The 21,143-nt window shown below is 73.0% G+C and carries 21 protein-coding genes and 1 tRNA gene; 10 read left to right on the top strand and 12 right to left on the bottom strand.

The features are described 5' to 3' along the window. Positions 1 to 2: 2 nt before the first annotated feature. Positions 3 to 1,223 (top strand): acetyl-CoA C-acetyltransferase, encoded by a 1,221-nt coding sequence (locus tag GQ466_RS19050; RefSeq protein WP_161104308.1) that lies wholly within the window; start codon positions 3 to 5, stop codon positions 1,221 to 1,223. Between the two features lie 62 nt (positions 1,224 to 1,285). Here GQ466_RS19050 and GQ466_RS19055 read toward each other — a convergent pair whose 3' ends face one another. The 9 genes from GQ466_RS19055 to eno all read right to left on the bottom strand — a co-directional run bounded on the left by GQ466_RS19055 (position 1,286) and on the right by eno (position 9,083). Continuing rightward, positions 1,286 to 2,074 (bottom strand): Bax inhibitor-1/YccA family membrane protein, encoded by a 789-nt coding sequence (locus GQ466_RS19055; RefSeq protein WP_161104309.1) that lies wholly within the window; start codon positions 2,072 to 2,074, stop codon positions 1,286 to 1,288. Between the two features lie 116 nt (positions 2,075 to 2,190). Next, positions 2,191 to 2,266, bottom strand: a tRNA-Leu gene (locus GQ466_RS19060). A gap of 56 nt (positions 2,267 to 2,322) precedes the next feature. Next, complete coding sequence (locus GQ466_RS19065; protein WP_161104310.1) at positions 2,323 to 3,561, bottom strand: class I SAM-dependent methyltransferase; 1,239 nt, start codon at positions 3,559 to 3,561, stop codon at positions 2,323 to 2,325. 12 nt (positions 3,562 to 3,573) lie between these two features. After that, positions 3,574 to 4,902 carry an NAD(P)/FAD-dependent oxidoreductase gene (locus tag GQ466_RS19070; RefSeq protein ID WP_161104311.1) on the bottom strand — a complete coding sequence of 443 codons (1,329 nt, stop codon included), beginning with the start codon at positions 4,900 to 4,902 and terminating at the stop codon, positions 3,574 to 3,576. A 155-nt stretch (positions 4,903 to 5,057) separates the two neighbouring features. After that, positions 5,058 to 5,864, bottom strand: coding sequence for a uracil-DNA glycosylase family protein (locus tag GQ466_RS19075; protein ID WP_161104312.1), 807 nt, complete (start codon positions 5,862 to 5,864; stop codon positions 5,058 to 5,060). Between the two features lie 4 nt (positions 5,865 to 5,868). Further along, a complete protein-coding gene (locus GQ466_RS19080; RefSeq protein ID WP_161104313.1) occupies positions 5,869 to 6,789 on the bottom strand; it encodes a Ppx/GppA phosphatase family protein in 921 nt (306 codons plus the stop codon). Then, on the bottom strand, positions 6,786 to 7,313 hold the full coding sequence (locus GQ466_RS19085; protein WP_161104314.1) for a DUF501 domain-containing protein: 528 nt from the start codon (positions 7,311 to 7,313) through the stop codon (positions 6,786 to 6,788). Before GQ466_RS19085 ends, GQ466_RS19080 begins: the two co-directional genes overlap by 4 nt. A 19-nt stretch (positions 7,314 to 7,332) precedes the next feature. Next, positions 7,333 to 7,788, bottom strand: a complete 456-nt coding sequence (locus GQ466_RS19090; protein WP_161104315.1) for an FtsB family cell division protein — start codon at positions 7,786 to 7,788, stop codon at positions 7,333 to 7,335. A gap of 11 nt (positions 7,789 to 7,799) precedes the next feature. Further along, positions 7,800 to 9,083: a phosphopyruvate hydratase gene (gene eno, locus GQ466_RS19095; protein WP_161104316.1), complete on the bottom strand. Its 1,284-nt coding sequence runs from the start codon at positions 9,081 to 9,083 to the stop codon at positions 7,800 to 7,802. Positions 9,084 to 9,281: 198 nt separating this feature from the next. Here eno and GQ466_RS19100 point away from each other — a divergent pair, with 198 nt between their 5' ends. The 5 genes from GQ466_RS19100 (at position 9,282) to GQ466_RS19120 (ending at position 14,182) form a co-directional block, all read left to right on the top strand. Beyond that, a complete protein-coding gene (locus tag GQ466_RS19100; protein WP_161104317.1) occupies positions 9,282 to 10,322 on the top strand; it encodes an ABC transporter substrate-binding protein in 1,041 nt (346 codons plus the stop codon). Continuing rightward, positions 10,319 to 11,125, top strand: a complete 807-nt coding sequence (locus GQ466_RS19105) for an ABC transporter ATP-binding protein (RefSeq protein WP_161104318.1) — start codon at positions 10,319 to 10,321, stop codon at positions 11,123 to 11,125. The genes GQ466_RS19100 and GQ466_RS19105 overlap by 4 nt, the downstream gene beginning before the upstream one ends. After that, on the top strand, positions 11,115 to 12,011 hold the full coding sequence (locus tag GQ466_RS19110) for an ABC transporter permease (RefSeq protein ID WP_161104319.1): 897 nt from the start codon (positions 11,115 to 11,117) through the stop codon (positions 12,009 to 12,011). The genes GQ466_RS19105 and GQ466_RS19110 overlap by 11 nt, the downstream gene beginning before the upstream one ends. A gap of 98 nt (positions 12,012 to 12,109) precedes the next feature. Then, positions 12,110 to 13,912, top strand: coding sequence for a sensor histidine kinase (locus GQ466_RS19115; RefSeq protein ID WP_237418115.1), 1,803 nt, complete (start codon positions 12,110 to 12,112; stop codon positions 13,910 to 13,912). Between the two features lie 72 nt (positions 13,913 to 13,984). Continuing rightward, positions 13,985 to 14,182, top strand: coding sequence for a hypothetical protein (locus GQ466_RS19120; RefSeq protein ID WP_161104320.1), 198 nt, complete (start codon positions 13,985 to 13,987; stop codon positions 14,180 to 14,182). A gap of 4 nt (positions 14,183 to 14,186) precedes the next feature. Here GQ466_RS19120 and GQ466_RS19125 read toward each other — a convergent pair whose 3' ends face one another. Next, positions 14,187 to 14,873 carry a response regulator transcription factor gene (locus GQ466_RS19125; protein WP_161104321.1) on the bottom strand — a complete coding sequence of 229 codons (687 nt, stop codon included), beginning with the start codon at positions 14,871 to 14,873 and terminating at the stop codon, positions 14,187 to 14,189. A gap of 133 nt (positions 14,874 to 15,006) precedes the next feature. Between GQ466_RS19125 and GQ466_RS19130 the strand changes: the two genes are divergently transcribed. The 4 genes from GQ466_RS19130 (at position 15,007) to GQ466_RS19145 (ending at position 19,683) form a co-directional block, all read left to right on the top strand. Then, positions 15,007 to 16,287 carry a sensor histidine kinase gene (locus GQ466_RS19130; RefSeq protein WP_161104322.1) on the top strand — a complete coding sequence of 427 codons (1,281 nt, stop codon included), beginning with the start codon at positions 15,007 to 15,009 and terminating at the stop codon, positions 16,285 to 16,287. Positions 16,288 to 16,681: 394 nt separating this feature from the next. Beyond that, positions 16,682 to 17,929: an extracellular solute-binding protein gene (locus GQ466_RS19135; RefSeq protein ID WP_161104323.1), complete on the top strand. Its 1,248-nt coding sequence runs from the start codon at positions 16,682 to 16,684 to the stop codon at positions 17,927 to 17,929. Continuing rightward, a complete protein-coding gene (locus GQ466_RS19140) occupies positions 17,930 to 18,862 on the top strand; it encodes an ABC transporter permease subunit (protein WP_161104324.1) in 933 nt (310 codons plus the stop codon). It begins immediately after the preceding gene. Next, the gene (locus GQ466_RS19145; protein ID WP_161104325.1) at positions 18,859 to 19,683 is read left to right on the top strand and encodes a carbohydrate ABC transporter permease; all 825 of its coding nucleotides are present in this window, start codon (positions 18,859 to 18,861) and stop codon (positions 19,681 to 19,683) included. Before GQ466_RS19140 ends, GQ466_RS19145 begins: the two co-directional genes overlap by 4 nt. 39 nt (positions 19,684 to 19,722) lie before the next feature. Here the strand turns inward: GQ466_RS19145 and GQ466_RS19150 are convergent, their stop codons facing one another. Continuing rightward, positions 19,723 to 19,908 carry a ferredoxin gene (locus tag GQ466_RS19150; RefSeq protein WP_161104326.1) on the bottom strand — a complete coding sequence of 62 codons (186 nt, stop codon included), beginning with the start codon at positions 19,906 to 19,908 and terminating at the stop codon, positions 19,723 to 19,725. Continuing rightward, positions 19,908 to 21,098, bottom strand: coding sequence for a cytochrome P450 (locus GQ466_RS19155; RefSeq protein ID WP_161104327.1), 1,191 nt, complete (start codon positions 21,096 to 21,098; stop codon positions 19,908 to 19,910). The genes GQ466_RS19150 and GQ466_RS19155 overlap by 1 nt, the downstream gene beginning before the upstream one ends. Positions 21,099 to 21,143 lie beyond the last annotated feature (45 nt).

A 21,143-nucleotide genomic window follows, 5' to 3' on the forward strand; every position in this document is an offset into this window, starting at 1 on the left:
ACATGCCCGAGGCTGTCATCGTCGCAACCGCGCGCTCGCCGATCGGCCGTGCCTTCAAGGGGTCGCTGAAGGACGTCCGCGGTGACGACCTGACCGTGCAGATGGTCGCCGCCGCCATGGCGAAGGTGCCGCAGCTCGACCCGTCCCAGATCGACGACCTGCTGCTCGGCTGCGGCCTGCCCGGCGCCGAGCAGGGCCACAACCTGGGCCGCGTCGTGTCCGTCCTGCTGGGCTGGGACAACGTGCCCGGCGCGACGATCACGCGGTACTGTTCGTCCTCGCTCCAGACCACCCGCATGGCGCTGCACGCGATCAAGGCCGGCGAGGCCGACGTGATCGTCTCCGCCGGTGTGGAGACCGTCAGCCGGTTCATCAAGGGCAGCAGCGACGGCATGCCCGACACCGAGAACCCGGTGTTCGACGACGCCAAGGCCCGCACCGCCAAGACCGCCGAGGGCGGCGCCGGCGTGTGGCACGACCCGCGCGCGGACGGGAACATCCCCGACGTCTACATCGCGATGGGCCAGACCGCCGAGAACGTGGCGAGCCTCAAGGGCGTCACCCGGCAGGCGCAGGACGAGTTCGCCGTCCGCTCGCAGAACCTCGCCGAGAAGGCCATCGCCAACGGCTTCTGGGAGCAGGACATCACCCCGGTGACCCTCCCCGACGGCACGGTCGTCACCAAGGACGACGGCCCCCGCCCCGGCACCACCTACGAGAAGGTGTCCTCGCTCCAGCCGTCGTTCCGCCCGGACGGCACCATCACGGCGGGCAACTGCTGCCCGCTGAACGACGGCGCCGCCGCCGTGATCGTCATGAGCGACACCAAGGCCGCCGAGCTGGGCATCACCCCGCTCGCGCGCGTCGTGTCCACCGGCGTGACCGGCCTGTCCCCCGAGATCATGGGCCTCGGCCCGGTGGAGGCCTCCCGGCAGGCGCTGGCTCGCGCGGGCCTGACGATCGACGACATCGACCTCGTGGAGATCAACGAGGCGTTCGCCGCGCAGGTGCTGCCCTCGGCGGACGAGCTGGGCATCGACCTCGACAAGCTGAACGTCAACGGCGGCGCGATCGCGGTCGGCCACCCGTTCGGCATGACCGGCGCCCGGATCACGTCCACGCTGATCAACAGCCTGCGGTTCCACGACAAGCAGTTCGGTCTGGAGACCATGTGCGTCGGCGGCGGCCAGGGCATGGCGATGGTGCTGGAGCGCCTGAGCTGACCCGCGTCCCCCCACGCGAAGGCCCCGCCGGATCCGTCCGGCGGGGGCCTTTTCCGTGCGGGCTAGTTGCGTCCGCCCGCGAAGTAGGACAGGAAGCGCAGCAGCTCCAGGTAGATCCAGACCAGGCTGAGCGTCAGGCCGAACGCGCAGTACCAGGCGAAGTTCTCCGGGGCGCGCTCGGCGACGCCGCGCTCGATCGTGTCGAAGTCGAGCAGCAGGAAGAAGCAGCCGACGAGGATCGCGACGACGCTGAACACGTAGGCGAGCGGGCTGGACGCGTCGCGGATGCCGATGCCGCTGTCGCCGCCGAACGCCGACACGAGCAGGTCCACGATCATCAGGCCCATCAGCCCGAACCCGGCCGCGACGACGAACCGGACGAACCGGGGCGTCACCCGGACGATCCGCAGCGCGTGGACGGCGAGCGTCGCGCCGAACGCGAGCGCGGTGCCGACGACGGCCTGGAACGCGATGCCGTGGTAGAGGTCGTTGTAGGCGTGGCTGAGGACCCCGACGACGATGCCGTAGACGGCCGCGAACGCCAGCACGAGCGGCGCGTTCGCCTTGCGCCCGAACGTGATGAACGCCCAGATGCCGAGTTCGGCGATCGTCGCGACCACCAGCACCGGCGCCGCCGCCGCGGTCGGGACGAGCGCCCAGGTGAGCGCCGCCGCGACGACCAGCGTGCCGAGCGTGAAGAAGCCGCGGACGACGACGTCGTCCAGGGTCATGGGACGGGACGGCGCGTACGCCGGACCGCCGGGCAGCGTCTCCGGGGCGCCGTACCCGTTGTACGCGCCCGCGCGCTGGCGGAAGTTCTGGCCCCGGAACGCGGGGTTCCTGCTTTCCACTGGTGTCCTCCATCCGGGCCGCCACCGGTCCTCGTGATGGTAGACGCGACGGCGCCGACGATCGTTCCCCCGCGCGGGTCGCGGACACATAACGATGACCGTGACGTTGGTCGCGGTGCCCCTGGTCGGAGTTGAACCGACACGATGAAGCTCTTTTAGGGAGCCCGCCTCTAACCGTTGGGCCACAGGGGCGGTCCCATCATATCGCTACGCAGCGTGACCGGCGAGGGATTCGCGGGCACGGAGCGTCAGCGGCTGAGAATGGCGCGTTCCTCGACGAGGGTCGTCCCGGCGCGGCCGTCGCGGTCCCGGCGGATGGCGGCGATCTCGTGGACGCCGACCCGGCCGCTCTCGCAGGCCAGTGCGGACGCGGCGAGGTAGAGCAGCCAGACCCGGGCGCGCCCCTCCCCCGCCAGCTCGGCGCACTCGGCCCAGTGCCGCTGGAGCCCCGCCGCCCAGGCGCGCAGCGTCCGGGCGTGGTGCTCGCGCAGCGCGGTGACGGCGCGGACCTCGAGCCCGGCGTCCTCCAGCGCGGCGACCTGCTCGCCGAGCGTCCGCAGCTCGGCGTCGCCGGGGAACATGTAGCTGGTCGTGAAGGTGCGGCGGACCTCGTGCGGGCCGGGACGGCGGGCCGTCCGCTGGAGCACGAGCCGGCCGCCGGGCGCGAGCAGTTCGTAGAGCCGGGCGACGGGCAGGTCCGGGGACTCGACGCCGCCGAGCCCGGCGATCGCGTCGTAGGGGCCGTCGCCCGCGGCGTCCAGGCCGCCGTCGCGGACGTCCACGCCCTCGACCCGCGCGGCGCGCAGGTGCTCGGCCTGCTCGGGCGTGCGGGCGAGCGCGACGACCCGGGCGCCCGCGGCGGCGGCGCGGCGGGCGAACGCGCCCCAGCCCGACGACAGGTCCAGGACGCGGGCGCCGGGGAACAGGCCGAGCCGTTCGGCGACGCAGTCCAGGGCGGCGCGCTGGGCGTCCTCCAGGTCGACGGCCTGGTCCCACAGGCCGCTGCCGTGCGCGAGCGACGGGCCGAGCATCCGGGCGAAGAACGCGGCGGGCGCCCGCAGCGGCGCCTCCGCGGCGGGCGCGCGGCCCGCCGGGAACTCCTCGGCGGGCGGACGCGGCTCGGGGCCGACCGCGCCGAGCATGACGGCCGTCCGGACGATCTCGCGCTTGTCGTCGCCGCTCAGCCGGATGGGCTCGTCGCCGCTGCGCATGACGCGCTGGACCGCTCCGAGCGCGGCGAACACGTCGCCCTCGATGTCCAGTTCACCGGCGACGTAGGCGCGGACGAGCCCCATCTCGCCCGGCTTCCACAGCAGCCGGCGCAGCGCGCGGCGGTGCCGCAGCACGAACGCGGGCGCCCCGGCGGGGCCGACGGCGCTGCCGTCCCAGGCGCGGACCTGGACGGGCAGTTCGCCGGCGCCGCCCTCGTCGCCGAGGAGGATCCGGGTGAGCAGGGGGGTGAGGCGGCCCGCGACACCGTCCTGCATGCGCTCCCCCCGTCAGCTCCGGCCGGCCAGCTCGAACTCCTCGTGCGGGCGCTCCAGTTCGGCGAGCGAGACGATCTCACGCCGGAAGAAGAGCGCCAGGGTCCAGTCCGCCGTCACCCGCATCTTACGGTTGAACGTCGGCATGCGTGACAGGTGGTACGTGCGGTGCATGAGCCACGCGGGCAGGCCGCGCAGCTTGACGCCGTAGACGTTCGCGACGCCCTTGTGCAGCCCGAGACCCGCGACGGACCCGACGTAGGCGTGCTCGTAGGGCGTCCGGTCCTTTCCGCGCAGGTCGGCGACGATGTTGTCGGCGAGGCGGCGGGCCTGCCGGACGGCGTGCTGCGCGTTCGGCGCGGTGAACTCCCCCTTGCCCGACAGATCGGGCACCCGGGCGTTGTCCCCGGCGGCGTACACGTGGGGGCGGCCCTCGGCGACGAGGTCGGCGCCGACCTTCACGCGTCCCTTGTCGTCCAGCGGCAGGTCGCTGTTGCGGACGACGGGGTGCGCCTTCACCCCGGCCGTCCAGACGAGCGTGGCGGCGTCGAACTCCTCGCCGTCGCTGAGGACGATGTGCCGGTTCTCCGCCGATTTCAGCAGCGTCTCCAGCTTGACCTCGATGCCGCGCCGGCGCAGGGCCTCGACCGTCCACCGGCCCATCTCCGGGCCGACCTCGGGCAGGACGCGGTCGGTGGCCTCGACCATCATCCAGCGCATGTCCGCCGGGTCGATGCCGTACCAGGGGCACGCGTCGCGGGCCATGTCCTCCAGTTCGGCGAGGGCCTCGATCCCGGCGAAGCCCGCGCCGACGAACACGAACGTCAGCGCGCGGCGGCGGACCGCCGGGTCGTCGTTGGACGCGGCCACGTCGAGCTGGTGCAGGACGTGGTTGCGCAGGTAGATGGCCTCTTCGATGGTCTTGAACCCGATGCCGCAGGACGCGAGGCCGGGGATCGGGAGCGTCCGGGAGACCGAGCCGAGCGCGACGACGAGCACGTCGTAGGGGATCTCCTGCTCGGCGTGGTCGTCCGCCCCGGCCGGACGGTAGGAGACGCGGCGGCGCGCGGCGTCGACGCGGGTGACATAGCCATTGCGGACGCGGCAGCGTTTCAGCACCTTGCGCAGCGGCGCGACGACGTGCCGGGGCTCCAGGTTGCCCGCCGCCGCCTCCGGCAGGAACGGCTGGTAGGTCATGTAGGACTGCGGGTCGATGACGGTGACGGTGACGTCGCCGCGGCGCATCTCGCGGCGCAGCTTCCGCTGGAGGCGCAGCGCGGTGTACATGCCGACGTAGCCGCCGCCGAGGATCACGATCCGCCGGGGGTTCTTCGCAGGGGCCATGGGACGCCCGTACCCCGATGCGCGGCGTCCTCACCGAACGTGATCCGGCGCACAGATTAATCCGTCAAATACGGCGAACCTGGGTGAACTCGGGCGCATCTCATCTCACGACGCCCGACGGGACGGGGCCGACGGGGGCCGGCCCCGTCCCGGGCTCAGGACGCCAGCGCCCGGGCGCGCGTGAAGACCGCGTCGAGCATCGCCTCGGTGACGCGCCCGGTGAAGGTGTTCTGCTGGCTGGGGTGGTAGCAGCCGAGCAGCGTGACGTCCCGTCCGTGCGGGCCGGGCAGCAGCACCTCGGCGCCGTGCCCGAACGGCGGGCGCGGACGCGGCAGCGCGTACCCGGCGCGTCCCAGCGCGGGCCAGACGGCCTGCCACGCGAACCCGCCGAGCGCGACCACACAGCGCACCGATGGCGCGACCTCGGCGACCTCGCGCTCCAGCCACGGCAGGCAGGCGCGGCGCTCGTCGGGCGTCGGCTTGTTGTCGGGCGGGGCGCAGCGGACGGCCGCGACGACCCGCACGCCGAACAGTTCCTGCCCGTCCCCGGCCCGGACGCTCGTCTCCTGCGCCGCCAGCCCCACCCGGTGCAGCGACGCGAACAGCCAGTCCCCGGACCGGTCGCCGGTGAAGATCCGCCCGGTGCGGTTGCCGCCGTGCGCCGCCGGGGCGAGGCCCGAGATCAGGATCGTCGGCTCGTCCGCGCCCCAGCCCGGCACCGGACGGCCCCAGTACTCCTCGTCGGCGAACATCCGCCGCCGCTCCACCGCGACCTTCTCCCGCCACGCGACGAGACGGTCGCACGCGCGGCACACCGACTCGCGCGCCGCGACCTCGGCCAGGTCCGGCGCGCTCGCGGCCAGCGCGGCGACGTCCGCCGCGTCGCGCGCGACGGGCGTGTCCGGCGCCGCCGGATCCTCGGGCCACCCGGTGCCGGGCGGGACGAACGGACGATTGCCCACGGCGTCAGGCCAGCGACCAGGCGATGCCGTCGAGGATGTCGTGCTCGCTGACGATCACGGCCCCGAAGCCGAACTCGCGCATGATGCGGTCCAAAATCAGCGCGCCCGCGCCGATGACGTCCACGCGGCCGGGGTGCATCACGCCGATCTCGGAGCGTTCCGCGCGGGACGCGTGCAGCAGGTCGCGCGTCACGTCGTGGACCTGGCCCGCCATGATCCGGCTGAGGTGGATGCGGTCGGAGTCGTAGGCGGGCAGGTCCAGCGCGATGCCCGCGACCGTCGTCACCGAGCCCGCCAGCCCGACGAGCGTCCGCGCCTCGTCCACCGGCACGGACTCGCGGACGAGCCGCAGCGCCGCGTCGATGTCGGCCACGGCCGCGCTGATCTGGCCCGGCGACGGCGGGTCGCCGTCCTTCAGGTGCCGCTCGGTCATCCGGACGCACCCGATGTCCACCGACCGCGCCGCGCGCACCGACGAGCCGCCGAGCACGAACTCGGTCGAGCCGCCGCCGATGTCCACGACCAGGTACGGCCGGGCCGGACGCAGCTCCGCCAGCTCCCGGGTCGCGCCCGCGAACGACAGCGCCGCCTCCTCCTCGCCGGTGACGACCTCCGGGGCCGTCCCGAAGATCTCCACGACGCCCGCGACGAACGCGTCCCGGTTCGCGGCGTCGCGGGTGGCGCTCGTCGCGACGACCCGGACCTTCTCCGCGCCGTGCCGCTCGATCAGCTCGGCGTACCCGCGCATGGCGGTGAAGGTACGGTCCAGGGCGGCGTCCGACAGCCGTCCGGTACGGTCCACGCCCTCGCCGAGCCGGACGATCTCCATCCGCCGCTCGACGTCGGTCAGCGTCTCGCCGGCGACGTCGGCGACGAGCAGCCGGACCGAGTTGGTGCCGCAGTCCACGGCCGCGACGCGCGTCACCGTTCCTCCTCCAGTTCCGGCTCCGCTTCGGGCCGGACGCACGGTCCCGACCGCCACCACTCGGGCAGCGCGTCCAGCGCCTCCCGGCCGAACGGGTTCGACCCCGGCACGGCCAGCTCGTGCGCGATCAGCGCGTGCAGGCACTTGACGCGCTCGGGCATGCCCCCGGCGCTCTGCGTCCCGGGCGGCAGCGGCTCGACGCCGTCCTCCGCCGCCGCCGCGTCGCGGCGGCGCAGGTAGTCCTCGTGGGCGGCCCGGTAGGCGGCGGCCAGCTCCGGGTCGTCGGCGAGCCTGGCCTGCATCTCGCGCATCACGCCGCTCCCCTCCAGCGTCCCGATCGCGGACGCGGCCTTCGGGCACGTCAGGTAGAACAGGGTCGGGAACGGCGTTCCGTCCGGGAGGCGCGGCGCCGTCTCGATCACCGCGGGCCGTCCGCACGGGCAACGGTACGCCACCCGCCGGATCCCGCGCGGGGTACGGCCGAGCTGGGCCGCGACGGCGGCCTCGTCTGTTGCGTGGATCATCCTCGGGCTTCTCTCCCGCTCAGCGCGGGCGGTCGGCGTCCCGCACGGACCGCCACAGCGTCTCGTACCAGGGCGGACGGCGGCCGGTGCCGCTCCCGCCGGCCGGTGTCCCGCCGCCGTCGCCGCCGTCCAGGACGATGTAGCACTTCTCGTCCGGCATGCAGTAGCGCAGCCGCCGCCGGGCCTCGCGCTCGATGTAGGACCGGTCGCCGAGCCGCTGCTCGTGCCGGGTCAGCTCGTCCACCTGCCGCCGCGCCTCGGCCTGCCGGTGCTCCAGCTGCGCGATCTCCTGGCGCTGCGCCACGTACTCGCGGACCGGGTAGGCGAGGCTCAGCGCGATCGCGCAGACGACGACCGCGAGGATCGCCGCGCGGCCGGTCAGCGCGTGGCCGAGCCCGGGGCGCGGCGGGCCCGCCGGGGCGCCGTCGCCCCGGCGGCCGGTGTCGCCGGTGTCCTCGCTCGGGTCCCGGGCCATCGGAGACGCGGTCAGCCCTCGGCGGAGAAGCGCGGGAACGCGGCGGCGCCGGCGTAGCGGGCCGCGTCGTCCAGCAGCTCCTCGATCCGCAGGAGCTGGTTGTACTTGGCGACGCGGTCGCTGCGGGCGGGCGCGCCGGTCTTGATCTGGCCGCAATTGGTCGCGACGGCGAGGTCGGCGATCGTGGTGTCCTCGGTCTCGCCGGACCGGTGGCTCATCATGCAGCGGTAGCCGCTGGTCTGGGCGAGCGTGACGGCGTCCAGCGTCTCGGTGAGGCTGCCGATCTGGTTGACCTTGACCAGCAGCGCGTTGGCGGTGCCGGTCTCGATGCCGCGCGCGAGCCGCTCGGGGTTGGTGACGAACAGGTCGTCGCCGACGAGCTGGACGCGTCCGCCGACGGCGTCGGTGAGGGCCTTCCAGCCCGTCCAGTCCTCCTCGTCCAGCGGGTCCTCGATGGAGACGAGCGGGTAGTCGGCGAGCAGGCCCGCGTAGTAGGCGGCCATCTCGTCGGCGGACTTCTTGCCGCCCTCGAACGCGTACGTCCCGGCGTCGTGGAACTCGCTGGCGGCGACGTCGAGGGCGAGCGCGATGTCGCGGCCCGGCGCGAACCCGGCCTTGCGGATCGCCTCCAGGATGAGGTCCAGCGCCTCGCGGTTGCTCGGCAGGTCGGGGGCGAAGCCGCCCTCGTCGCCGAGCCCGGTGCTCAGTCCCTTGGCCTTCAGCACCGACTTCAGCGCGTGGTAGGTCTCGGTGCCCCAGCGCAGCGCCTCGGAGAAGGTGGGCGCGCCGATCGGCGCGATCATGAACTCCTGGACGTCGACGTTGGTGTCGGCGTGCGCGCCGCCGTTCAGGATGTTCATCATCGGGACGGGCAGCAGGTGCGCGTTCGGCCCGCCGACGTAGCGGAACAGCGGCAGCCCGGCCGACTCGGCGGCGGCCTTGGCGACCGCGAGGCTCACGCCGAGGATGGCGTTGGCGCCGAGCGCGGACTTGGCGGGCGTGCCGTCGAGGTCGATGAGGAGCTGGTCGATCAGGCGCTGCTCGGAGACCGGGTAGCCGACGAGCTTCTCGTCCACCGTCTCGTTGACGGCCCGGACGGCGTCGCGCACGCCCTTGCCGTTGTAGCGGTCGCCGCCGTCGCGCAGCTCGACGGCCTCGAACTGGCCGGTGGACGCACCGCTCGGCACGGCGGCGCGCGCCTCGGTGCCGTCGGCGAGCAGGACCTCGACCTCGACGGTGGGGTTGCCCCGCGAGTCCAGGATCTCCCGGGCGAGGACGGCCTCGATCGACGACACGGCGTGCTCCTTGGTGCGTGCGGTGGTTCCGGCTGGCTAGTCACCCTATCGAGGGGGCCGGGAGCGGGGCCAAGGGGCACGCCCGGAGCATCGGGATGCTTCGTGACAAAACCGTGCCACGCAGGCGACTTGACGAACTCATTACCAACCTTATCTACTGTCCAAACCGAACACACCGAAACAGTAGGGATAGACCGAATGTTCCGTAGGTTCCGCGGGCGCGCGGCTGCAGCAGCCATGATCCTTCTCGCCGGATCGGGTGTGCTGACCGCCTGTGGCGACGACGACCCCGCAGACAAGGACGCACCCCTGCGGCTCGGTTACTTCCCGAACATCACGCACGCGACCGCGCTCGTCGGCGTCGAGAAGGGCATCTTCGCCAAGCACCTCGGCACGGCCCCGAAGACCGCGACGTTCAACGCCGGCCCGGCCGCCGTCGAGGCGCTGTTCTCCGGCGCGATCGACGCGACGTTCGTCGGCCCGAACCCGTCGATCAACGCGTGGTCGCAGTCGCACGGCAAGGCGATCAAGATCTTCTCGGGCGCGGCGTCGGGCGGCGTCTCGCTCATCGTCAAGCCCTCGATCAAGGGCGCGGCCGACCTCAAGGGCAAGAAGATCGCGACGCCGCAGCTCGGCAACACCCAGGACGTCGCGCTGCGCTACTGGCTCAAGCAGCAGGGCCTGACGGCCAACAAGGACGGCAGCGGCGACGTCAAGGTCGTCCCGCAGGACAACTCGCAGACGCTCCAGACGTTCGAGCAGGGCTCCATCGACGGCGCCTGGGTGCCCGAGCCCTACGCGTCCCGGCTGATCATCGAGGGCAAGGGCAAGAAGCTCCTCGACGAGAGCTCGCTGTGGCCCGGCGGCAAGTTCGTCATCACCAACCTCATCGTCAGCCAGAAGTACGCCAAGGCCCACCCGGACACGGTGAAGAAGCTGCTGGAGGGCGTGGTCGAGGCGACCGACTACATCAACAACAACAAGGCCGACGCCGAGAAGACCGCCAACGACGCCCTCACCAAACTCAGCGGCAAGCCGCTCAAGCAGGAGGTCCTGGACGCGGCCTTCAAGCAGATCACGTTCACCGAGGACCCGGTGGCCTCGTCGCTGTTCGCCGGCGCGCAGCACGCCGAGCAGATCGGCCTCCTGGCCAAGACCGACCTCACCGGCATCTACGACCTCGGTCCCCTCAACGAGGTCCTCAAGGCGAGTGGAAAGGCACAGGTCTCCGACAAATGACACAGGCCGCCCCGGCCGCCACGAGCCGGACCGCCGACACGGCGGTCCGGCTCGACGGCGTCTCCAAAGCCTTCGGTTCCGGCGGGAACCGGCTGCTGGCACTCGACAACGTCTCGCTGTCCGTCGCGCCCGGCGAGTTCGTCTGCCTGCTCGGCGCGTCCGGCTGCGGGAAGAGCACGCTGCTCAACCTCGTCGCGGACCTGGACCGTCCCACCGCCGGGACGATCGACACCGGCGACGCCCGCGTCGCGATGATGTTCCAGGAGCCCGCGCTGTTCCCGTGGCTCACGGTCAGCGCGAACGTCGAGCTGGCGCTGAAGGCGCGGGGCGTCCCGCGCGGCGAGCGCCGCGACCGGGCCGGCGACCTGCTCGCGTCCGTCCACCTGCGCGACTTCGGCCGCAAGCGCCCGCACCAGCTGTCGGGCGGCATGCGCCAGCGCGTGGCGCTCGCCCGCGCGCTCGCCCTCACCGTCAACGAGGACGGCGCGGCGGGCGGCACCGTCCTGCTCATGGACGAGCCGTTCGGCGCGCTCGACGCCATGACCCGCGACCTGCTCCACGACGAGCTGGAGCGCATCTGGACGGAGCGGTCGCTGAGCATCCTGTTCGTCACCCACAACGTCCGCGAGGCCGTGCGCCTCGGCGACCGGGTCGTGCTGCTCAGCAGCCGTCCCGGACGGGTCGTGGAGGAGTTCCCCGTGCCGATGGACCGGCCCCGGCGGATCGACTCGCCCGAAGTGTCGAGCCTCGCCGCCCACATCACCGACCGGCTGCGCGAGGAGGTCGGACGTCATGGCGCATGACACCGTGCAGGGCGCCGGGCAGAAGCGCGACGCGGGCGACCGGCTGAACCGCGAGCTGGCGGGCCTGGACGCGCTCGAACTCGGCGGCTCCCCCGGCCGCGACCGGCTCTCGCGGGTGTGGAACGCGGTGTGGCCGATGGCCACGGCCGTCCTCATCGCGCTCGGCGCGTGGCAGATCGTCGTCTGGAGCGGCTGGAAGGAGCCCTGGGTCCTGCCCGGCCCGGGCGACACGCTGCCGGTGTTCTGGGACCAGGTCACGAGCGGCCGGTTCTGGAAGGCCGTCGCGCTGACGATGCAGCGCGCGGCGATCGGGTTCGCGGTGTCGGTGCTGGTGGGCGTCCTGGTCGGCGCGCTGGTGTCCCGGTTCCTGGTGCTGCGGCGCGCGTTCGGCTCGCTGATCACCGGGCTCCAGACCATGCCGTCGATCGCGTGGTTCCCGCTGGCGATCCTGCTGTTCAAGCTGAGCGAGAGCGCGATCCTGTTCGTGGTCGTGCTCGGCGCGGCGCCGTCGATCGCCAACGGCCTCATCGCGGGCGTGGACTACACGCCGCCGATCCTGCTGCGCGCCGGGAAGGTCATGGGGCTGCGCGGGCTGAACCTGTACCGGCACCTGATCATGCCCGCGTCGCTGCCGTCGTTCGTGGCGGGGCTCAAGCAGGGCTGGGCGTTCGCGTGGCGCAGCCTGATGGCGGGCGAGCTGCTGGTGATCATCGGGGACACCACGTCGCTCGGCGTGCTGCTGTCGCAGGCGCGGGAGCTGAACAACACCGCCGACATGATCTCCTACATGATCGTCATCCTGATCATCGGGATCGTCATCGACCAGATCTTCGGGGCCGTGGACAACGCGATCCGGTCGCGCTGGGGGCTGGACTCGCGCGACTGACCGCGCCGACCCAGGTTTGACCGGGCGGGAGGGGGCGGTTTGCCGGGATCGGGGCAGGTCTTCGGCGACCAGGCAACGATCCCGCGAGGTGGCTCGGAATGCGCCGACCCGGCGGTGGCGGGGCCGCCCGTCCCGCCGCGGCCGGGACCGGCCCTCCGCAGGACGCGCCCGACGGCGCGCGCGACGACGCGCGCGCCGGCGCGTCCGGCAACGCGCCTGGCAACGCGCCCGGTGAGGCACCCGGCGACGCGTCCGGCGGCACGTCCCGCAACGCGCCCGGCGGCGCACCCGGCAACGCGCCCGGCAACACGCTCGGCGGCGCTTCCAGCAGCGCGTCCAGCGGCGCGCCCGGCGGCACGTCCTCCAACACGCCCGGTGGCGCGTCCGGCGGCGCGCCCCGCGGCATGCCCGGCGGCGGATCCCGTGGTGCGTCCGGCGGCGACTCCGGCGGCGACTCCGGCGGCTCGTCCGGCGGCGCGGACGGCGATGCGGAGTCGGCCTGGCGGGCGCGGCGGGGACGGATCATGCGGCTGGTGCCCCGGTGGCGCCAGCCGCCGCGGATCCGGCTGCGCGTGACGCTGTCGGCGGTCCTGATCACGGCGGTGCTGACGCTCGCCGTGTACGTCCTGCTGCTCCTGCTCATCCGGCGGCAGGAGCTCTCCGCCGTGGACCGCGAACTCGGCCAGGAGTCCAGTCGGCTCGTCGCGACCGTCCACGGCGGGCTGCCCGACGACGGCCGGATCCTCACCGGCGACTCCCAGGAACTGCTCCAGGTCATCGGCCCGGGCGGGCGGATCGCCGCCGCCAACGAGGAGATGATCGGCGAGCCGCCGGTCGCGTTCCCGCCGCCCGGCCCGACCGAGGAGCGCCGGATCGGCACGGCGTGCGGGATCTCCGCGCCGGGCGGCCACTGCTTCCGGGTGTTCGTCCGGCGGGCGGTGACGGCGCACGGCGAGTTCTTCGCCTACGCGCTGCTGCCCGCGCCGGGCCTCGTCCCGCGTCCCGGCGAGGCGGCGGTGCTCGCGATCGGGATCCCGCTGGTCACCGGGCTGATCGGCGCCGGGACGTGGCGGGCGGCGGGCCGGACGCTGCGCCCGGTGGACGAGATCCGCGCGGACCTGGACGAGATCACCGCGTCCGACCTGCAGCGCCGGGTGCCCGTCCCGCCGCGCGACGACGAGATCTCGCGGCTGGCCGCGTCGGTGAACGCGACGCTGGACCGGCTGGAGGCGGCGGTGGCGCGGCAGCGCGGCTTCGTGTCGGACGTGTCGCACGAGCTGCGCAGCCCCCTCGCCGGGCTGCGCACCGAGCTGGAGGTGGCGCTGGCCGATCCGGACGCGTCCGACGTCCGGGAGACGCTGGACGCGACGCTGCGCAGCGCCGACCGGCTCCAGGCCGTGGTGGAGGACCTGCTGGCGCTGGCGCGGCTGGACTCCTCCGACCGCGGCCCGGACGAGCCCGTCGAGCTGCACGGCCTCGCCGACCAGGAGGTGCTGCGGCGCCCGCGCCGGTCGCGGATCATCGTGCCCGACGGCGACCCGGTGACGGTGCGGGGATCGCCGCGCGACCTCGCCCGCCTGCTCACCAACCTCATCGACAACGCCGACCGGCACGCCGCGTCCGAGGTGATCGTGCGGATCGGGACGCTGCCCGGCGGCTACGCGGTCGTCGAGGTGGTGGACGACGGCACCGGCATCCCCCCGGAGGACCGCGAGCGGATCTTCGAGCGGTTCACCCGGCTGGCCGAGGGGCAGCACCGCGACGCGGGCGGCACCGGGCTCGGGCTCGCCATCGCGCGGGACATCGCGGCGGCGCACCAGGGCTCGCTCGTGCTGCAGGATCGCTCGGACGGCCAGGAGGGCGCCCGCTTTGTCCTGCTACTTCCCATGCAAGCGGAATAATCATTGCTCGCGTGGACACACTGACGGCGTTCTCGTCCGCCGACCCGGCGGACCGCCACCGGGAGGTGTGCCATGCGCGCCGGAAGCGTCGTCCTCATCATCTGGCTCGTCATCGGCGGGTTCGCCGCGGCGCAGCGCCACTACTTCGACGACGCCGACACGAGCTGCGCGGACTTCGGGACGCTCACGCTGACGATCGTCGCCGGGCCGCTGAACTACTTCGGCGTGAACCCGAAGGTCCACTGCGAGACGCCGCAGCCCAGCAAGTGACGCGTCACGCCTCGAAGCGGTAGCCGCGCCCGCGCAGCGTGGTGATCGACGTCGGGTCGGCGCCGTGCTCGGCGAGCTTGCGGCGCAGCGCCGAGATGTGGACGTCGAGCGTCTTGGTCGGGCCGAACCAGTGGACGTCCCACACCCGGTCGATCAGGGCCTCGCGCGTCACGACCTCGCCCGCGCTGGCCGCCAGGCACGCCAGCAGGTCGAACTCCTTCGGCCGCAGCCGGATCTCGGTGCCGTGGAAGCTCGCGCGCCGCGCGGCGAGGTCCAGCGTGAGGCCGCCGCGCGTCAGGAACCGCTCCTCCGCGCGGGCCGCGCCGCTGCGCCGCAGGTGGGCGCGCAGCCGGGCCATCAGCTCGGTCAGCCGGAACGGCTTGGTCAGGTAGTCGTCGGCGCCCGCGTCCAGCGCCACGACGACCTCGAACTCGCGGGTGCGGGCGGTGAGGACGACGATGACGGTGTCGGCGAGCAGACCGCGGAGCTTGCGGCACAGCGTGACGCCGTCCATGTCGGGCAGGCCGAGGTCGAGCAGGATCAGGTCCGGCGGACGCTCGGCGGCGCGGGCCAGCGCGTCGGCGCCGTCGGGCGCCCACTCGGCCGTGTAGCCCTGGGCGCCGAGGGCCTCGGCCAGCTCGGTGCCGATGACGTCGTCGTCCTCGACGACGAGCAGCCGTCCCGCCGTCATGGCGTGCCTCCCCCCGGAAGATCCGGACGTTCGTCAGCCTATCCCCGGGCAGGTGAGCGGCCGGTTAACGCGGCGCTCACCCCGGCGCGCCCGGTTATTCTCGGTGCGGCCTGCCGGAAAGGCGTGGAAGCGCATGGAACGTCCTCCTGGAACGCCGCTGCGGCGGCGGCTCCTCGTCACGATCGCGGGGATCACGGCGGTGGCGGTGGCGCTGCTGATCGTCCCGCTGGCCGTGGCCGTCCAGCTCCTGTACCGGGCCGAGGCGGTGGCGACGCTGGAGCGCGACGCGGCGCGGGTCGCGGCGGGCGCGGGCAACGGCACCGCCCCGGCCGCGCGCGAGCTGAGCCCGCATCTCGTCGTCGGGATCTACCGAACGGACGGCGTCCGCGTCGCCGGTGCGGGACCGGCCGTGTCGCACGTCGCCGCCGCCGCGCGGGACGGGCGCTCGCACGAGGCCGCCGAGGGGCGCGCGCTCGCGGTGACGACGCCGGTCCCCTCGCGCGGCGGTCCCGGGCAGGTCGTGCGGGTCGCGCTGCCCGCCGCGACCGTGCACGCCAGGACGGTCCGGACGTGGCTGCTCATGGGCGCGTTCGCGCTGGTCATCGTGGGGCTGGCGGCCGGGGTCGCGTGGAACCAGTCGCGGCGGCTGGCGCGTCCGCTGGAACGGCTGACGCGCGCCGCGCAGGCGCTCGGGGACGGCGACTTCACCGTGCGCGCCGACCCGTCCGGGCTGCGCGAGGCGGACGCGGCGGGCCGCGCGCTGGAGGTCACCGCGCGGCGGCTCGGGTCGATGCTGGAGCGCGAGCGGGCGTTCAGCGCGGACGTCTCGCACCAGCTCCGCACCCCGCTCACCGGGCTGCTGCTCGGGCTGGAGTCGGCGCTGGAGCGGCCCGGCGCGGACCTGCGCTCGGCCGCGCGGACGGCCGTGCGGCGCGGCGAGCGGATGCGCGACATCATCGACGACCTGCTGCTGCTCGCCCGCGACGCCGGGCCCGACCGCGCGCCGCTGGACGTGCCCGCGCTGCTGGACGAGCTGCGCGCCCGCTGGGAGGGGCTGCCGCTGGCGACGGTCGTGCACGGGCCGCTGCCGACCGTCCATGTGAAGACCTCGGCGCTGCGGCAGATCCTGGACGTCCTCGTGGACAACGCGCGCGAGCACGGCGGCGGGCGGATCACCGTGGAGGCCAGCGACATCGGCGGCGGGCTCGCGTTCGACGTCGCCGACGAGGGGCCGGGCGTCACCGATCCGGAGGACGAGATCTTCACGCGGCGCAGCGCGTCCGGCAACGGCCACGGGATCGGGCTGGCGCTCGCGCGCTCGCTCGCCGAGGCCGAGGGCGGGCGGCTCGTGCTCCGCCGGCCCGCGCCGCCGATCTTCACCCTGCTGCTGCCGGCGACGCGCGACCTGCACTGATCCGGGGCGCACGCGCCCCGGCCCCCGTCGCGGGGCGCGGCGCACGGACGGGCCGCCGTCTCCGCCCGGCTCCCAACCCCAGAAAGCAGCCCGGAGGTGTCGGGGCGGCCCGTCCGTCCGCCGGACACGCTAATCGACGGCGCATAAGTGCCGGATCAGCACAAGGTAAGCACCGCATTTACCCCGGTGCGCCCGGCGGGCGGCCGACCGGACCAGTCCAGCGTGCGGACCGGACCAGTGGCGATTTGAATAACGGTTGGAAATCGGACCTTGAACCGGTCCGGACCGGCTCTTAGGTTCGGGGAACACGCCGGGTCCCGGTGGGGTGGGCCGGGGCAGGGAAAGGGGATATCGCGGGACACGTCCAGCGTGTCCCGCAGTGAAGGCGGAACAGATGAAAAAGCAGTTCATCGGCGTCGTGGCGGCGGGTCTGAGCGTGGCCCTCGCCGCCGCCGGGTGCGGCAAGGGAAGCGCTTCGGGCGATGATTCGGACGGTAAGACGATCCGTTTCGTCGCCGCGATCTACGACGACAACACCAAGGGTTACTGGGACGCCCTCATCAAGGATTTCCAGGCGAAGAACCCGGGCTACAAGGTCGCGCTCGAAATGGTCGACTGGGCGCAGATGGACCGCAAGGTGCAGACCTATGTCCAGACCAAGCAGACGCCGGACGTCCTCAACTACAACGCCTTCTCCGACTTCGCCCGCGACGGGCTGATCTACAAGGCGTCCGAGGTCGTCTCGCCGCAGGTGCTCGGCGACTTCACGCCGACGTTCGTCGCGCAGGCGCAGTACCAGGGGCAGCAGTACGGGCTGCCGTTCATCTCCAGCGCCCGCCTGCTGTTCTACAACAAGGACCTGTTCGCCAAGGCGGGCCTCGGCGGACCGCCCGCGACGTGGGACGACGTCAAGAAGGACGCGCAGAAGATCAAGGCCGCGGGCGCCACCGGGTACGGGCTGCCGCTCGGCCCCGAGGAGGCGCAGGCCGAGTTCTACTCCTGGGCGATGAACAACGGCGGCGGCTGGGTGGACGCGTCCGGGAAATGGGCGATCGACCAGCCCGCGAACGTCGCCACGCTGACCTATCTGCGCGACCTCACCAAGTCGGGCGTCACGCAGCCGAACCCGGAGACCACCGACCGCGCGAAGGTGTTCAACCAGTTCGCGCAGGGCCGGATCGGGATGGCGATCGGCGGACCGTTCACCAAGGCCGGATTCATCGACCCGGTGAACAAGAACCTGAACTTCGGCGTGGCGCCGCTGCCGAGCAGGGACGGCAAGGAGCACAACACGCTCGGCGTGATGGACGTCCTCGCGGCGTTCAAGAAGAACGGCGGCAAGAACCGCGAGGCGGTCCGCCGCTTCCTCGACTTCTTCTACACCGCGCAGAACACGTCGAAGTTCCTCAAGTTGGAGGGCTTCCTGCCGGTCACGAAATCGGCCGGGGAGGCGCTCAGCTCCGACCCTTACATGAAGCAGTTCGTGGACGCGCTCCCGACGTCGAAGTTCGCTCCCACGAGCAATCCCGCCTGGTCCGCCGTGGCCGGGGCGGTGAAGCAGGATCTCGGCTCGGCCGTGTCCGGCGGCGACCCGAAGCAGGTCCTGTCCGGCATCCAGCGGACCGCCGAGAAGGCCGGCTGAGTGGACGGCGTCACGAAGGCGGGCCGGGGCGCGTCGTCCCGGCCCGCCCGGCTCCCCGGGCTCCGCCGCGCGCTCGCGCCGCTGCCGTGGCTCGCGCCGTCGCTGCTGCTCGTCGGCGCGGTGGTGCTGTGGCCGGTCGTGGAGATGGTCCGGACGTCGCTGCTGGACATCAGCTCGTCCGGCACGACGCTCGGCGGCGCGGGGACGTCCAACTACACCGACCTGTTCGACGAGCCGGACCTGTGGCCGGTGCTCGGCCGGACGCTGCTGTGGGTCGCCGGCGTGGTCGTCGCGGCGACCGTGCTGTCGCTCGCGCTCGGCCAGCTCCTGCACGCGCGGTTCCCCGGCCGCCGCGCCGTGCGGTGGGCGGTGATCGTCCCGTGGGCGGCGTCGGTGCTGATGACGGCGCTGATCTGGCGGTGGATGCTCGACAACGACTCCGGCGTGATCAACCGCGTGCTGCTCGACCTGGGCGTCCTGGACAAGCCGGTCAACTGGCTGGCGCATCCCGCGCAGGCGCTGCTGTGGATGATGGGCGTCGCGGTGTTCGTGACGCTGCCGTTCACCTCGTTCGTCATCCTCGCCGGACTGCAGAGCATTCCGGACGACGTCTACGAGGCGGCCCGGGTGGACGGCGCGTCCGCCTGGACGACCTATTTCCGCATCACGCTGCCGCTGCTGCGCCCGTCCCTGCTCATCGGGACGATCGTGAACGTCATCAACGTGTTCAACAATTTCCCGATCATCTGGTCGATGACGCAGGGCGGCCCCGGGCACGCCACCGACATCACCACCACGTTCACCTACAAGATCGCGTTCTTCGACAAGCACGTCGGCGAATCGGCGGCGATGGCCGTGGTGAACTTCCTGCTCATCCTGCTGATGGTGCTGCTGTATCTGCGCGCCGTCCGGCGTCCGGGGGCGAGGGCATGAACAAGCGTTTCCGCGTCGCGCTGCTGGCCGGTGTGGGCTGGCTCGTCGCGCTGTTCTTCCTGCTGCCTTACGTCGAGATGCTGCTGACGGCGCTGAAGCCGGAACGGGAGCTGACGCGCTCGCCGGGCGGCTATCTCCCGTCGCACTGGCAGTGGTCGAATTTCACCGACGTCTGGTCGGCCGCGCCCCTTCTCACCAATCTGCGGGTGTCGCTGATCGTGGCGGGCGGGGCGACGGCGCTGACGCTGGCGTGCGCGCTCCCCGCCGCGTACTACGCCGCGCGCAACCGGTTCCAGGGGCGCGGCGCGTTCCTGCTGCTGGTGCTCGTCACGCAGATGTTCGCGCCGACCGCGCTCGTCATCGGCGTCTACCGGGAAATGGTCGCGCTGAACCTCACCGACACGCTGGAGGCGCTGATCCTCGTCAACGCGGCGTTCAATCTGCCGTTCTGCGTGTGGATCCTGCACGGCTCGTTCAGCGCCGTCCCGAAAGAGCTGGAGGAGGCCGCGTTCCTGGACGGCGCCGGACGCATCGGCGCCCTTTTCCGCGTGACGCTCCCGGTTTCGCTGCCCGGCGTCGTGACGGCCGTCGTCTACACGTTCATCACGGCGTGGAACGAGTACATCGTGGCGCTCACGGTGTCGGTCTCGGACAACAGGAAGCCGCTGACGGTCGCCGTCCCGTCGTTCGTCACGCAGTACCAGGAGCACTGGCAGTACCTCTTCGCGACGTCGCTCATCGCGATCGTCCCGGTGGTGCTGCTGTTCGCGCTGGTCGAGCGGTACCTGATCGGCGGGCTGACCGCCGGGTCGGTGAAGTGACCCCGGGCCGCGCCCCGCGCCGGGCGCGGCCCGGGACGCTCAGCCGGTGACCCGCACCGCGCCCGACGGGCACAGGTTCGCGGCGGTGCGCGCCGCGTCCTCGTCCGCCGGGGCGGGCAGCAGGACGGTGACGAGCCCGTCGTCGTCCTGGTCGAACACCTCCGGGGCGGAGAGCGCGCACAGGCCCGCTCCGACGCAGACCGTCCGGTCGGCGGTGACCCGCATCAGGCCCCCCAGGTGATCGGCAGCGCGTTCACGCCCTGGATGGTCGTCGGGCCGCGCTGCGGCAGTTCGTCGCGCGGCACCTCGAGCCGCAGCGTCGGCACCCGCCTGATCAGCGCCGACAGTGCGATCTGGAGTTCGAGCCGCGCGAGGTTCTGGCCGAGGCACTGGTGGACGCCGTACCCGAACGCCAGGTGGTGGCGCGCGGAGCGGTGGACGTCCAGGACGTCGGGGTCGGCGAACACGTCCCCGTCCCGGTTGACCAGCGAGTTGGGGATGACGACGCCCTCCCCCGCGCGGATCGTCCGGCCGCCGATCTCGATGTCCTCCCGCGCGATGCGGATGCCCGCGATGTCGGCGATGGACAGGTAGCGGAGCAGTTCCTCCACGGCCGCCGGCATGAGGTCGGGGTCGTCGCGCAGTGCGGCCATCTGGTCGGGATGGTCGAGCAGCGCGATGACGCTCAGCGCGATCATCGACGCGGTCGTCTCGTGGCCCGCGACCAGCAGCAGGATCGCCGACGACACGAGGTCGTCGGTGTCGGGCGGATCGTCGGCGGCGGCCAGGCGGCCGAGCAGCCCGGCCCGCCGCTCCGGGTCCTCGATGAGGGCGCGCAGGTACGCCGCCAGTTCGTCGCGCGCCGCGACCGAGACGTCCGGGTCGTCGGACCGCAGCAGGCGGCGGCTCGCGTCCTGAAAGAACGCGTGGTCGTCGTACGGGACGCCGAGCAGCCGGCAGATGACCATCGAAGGGACCGGGAGCGCGAAGTCCTCCACCAGGTCGGCGGGCGGCCCGGCGGCGAGCATCCGGTCCAGGAACTCCGCGACGATCGCCTCGATCTCGGCGCGCATCCCGGCGACGCGGCGGACGGTGAAGTCGGGGATGAGCGGCCGGCGCCGGGCGCCGTGGTCGGGCGGGTCCAGGCCGATGAACGCCGGGGGCCGCAGCCGGAACGCCTCGAACCGCCGCGACAGCGCGGGGAAGCCGTCGCGCCTGCGGTCGGACGAGAGCCGCGGGTCGGCGAGCAGTTTCCGCGCGTCGTCGTAGTGCGGGACGAGCCACGCGGCGCGCCCGTCGTAGAGGGTGACCCGGACGAGCGGCTCGTCACGGGGAAGCGTCCGGTAGCCGGGCGGGGGGTCGTAGGGGCACGTGCGTGCCTGGGGATACGGAGGCGGGGTGAACGTGTCGGTCATCGCATCCCTCGCTCGTCGGTGGAGCACGAGGTGGTCTTGACAACG

It is taken from the genome of Actinomadura rayongensis, from assembly GCF_009831215.1.
GTDB classification, from domain to species: Bacteria; Actinomycetota; Actinomycetes; order Streptosporangiales; family Streptosporangiaceae; genus Spirillospora; species Spirillospora rayongensis.

Coding starts and splice junctions, on each gene's coding strand:
- GQ466_RS19050 (WP_161104308.1), top strand. CDS start 3: ATGCCCGAGGCTGTCATCGTCGCAACCGCGCGCTCGCCGATCGGCCGT.
- GQ466_RS19065 (WP_161104310.1), bottom strand. CDS start 3,561: ATGCAGGACGGTGTCGCGGGCCGCCTCACCCCCCTGCTCACCCGGATC.
- GQ466_RS19070 (WP_161104311.1), bottom strand. CDS start 4,902: ATGGCCCCTGCGAAGAACCCCCGGCGGATCGTGATCCTCGGCGGCGGC.
- GQ466_RS19085 (WP_161104314.1), bottom strand. CDS start 7,313: ATGATCCACGCAACAGACGAGGCCGCCGTCGCGGCCCAGCTCGGCCGT.
- GQ466_RS19090 (WP_161104315.1), bottom strand. CDS start 7,788: ATGGCCCGGGACCCGAGCGAGGACACCGGCGACACCGGCCGCCGGGGC.
- GQ466_RS19100 (WP_161104317.1), top strand. CDS start 9,282: ATGTTCCGTAGGTTCCGCGGGCGCGCGGCTGCAGCAGCCATGATCCTT.
- GQ466_RS19105 (WP_161104318.1), top strand. CDS start 10,319: ATGACACAGGCCGCCCCGGCCGCCACGAGCCGGACCGCCGACACGGCG.
- GQ466_RS19110 (WP_161104319.1), top strand. CDS start 11,115: ATGGCGCATGACACCGTGCAGGGCGCCGGGCAGAAGCGCGACGCGGGC.
- GQ466_RS19115 (WP_237418115.1), top strand. CDS start 12,110: ATGCGCCGACCCGGCGGTGGCGGGGCCGCCCGTCCCGCCGCGGCCGGG.
- GQ466_RS19120 (WP_161104320.1), top strand. CDS start 13,985: ATGCGCGCCGGAAGCGTCGTCCTCATCATCTGGCTCGTCATCGGCGGG.
- GQ466_RS19125 (WP_161104321.1), bottom strand. CDS start 14,873: ATGACGGCGGGACGGCTGCTCGTCGTCGAGGACGACGACGTCATCGGC.
- GQ466_RS19130 (WP_161104322.1), top strand. CDS start 15,007: ATGGAACGTCCTCCTGGAACGCCGCTGCGGCGGCGGCTCCTCGTCACG.
- GQ466_RS19135 (WP_161104323.1), top strand. CDS start 16,682: ATGAAAAAGCAGTTCATCGGCGTCGTGGCGGCGGGTCTGAGCGTGGCC.
- GQ466_RS19145 (WP_161104325.1), top strand. CDS start 18,859: ATGAACAAGCGTTTCCGCGTCGCGCTGCTGGCCGGTGTGGGCTGGCTC.
- GQ466_RS19150 (WP_161104326.1), bottom strand. CDS start 19,908: ATGCGGGTCACCGCCGACCGGACGGTCTGCGTCGGAGCGGGCCTGTGC.
- GQ466_RS19155 (WP_161104327.1), bottom strand. CDS start 21,098: ATGACCGACACGTTCACCCCGCCTCCGTATCCCCAGGCACGCACGTGC.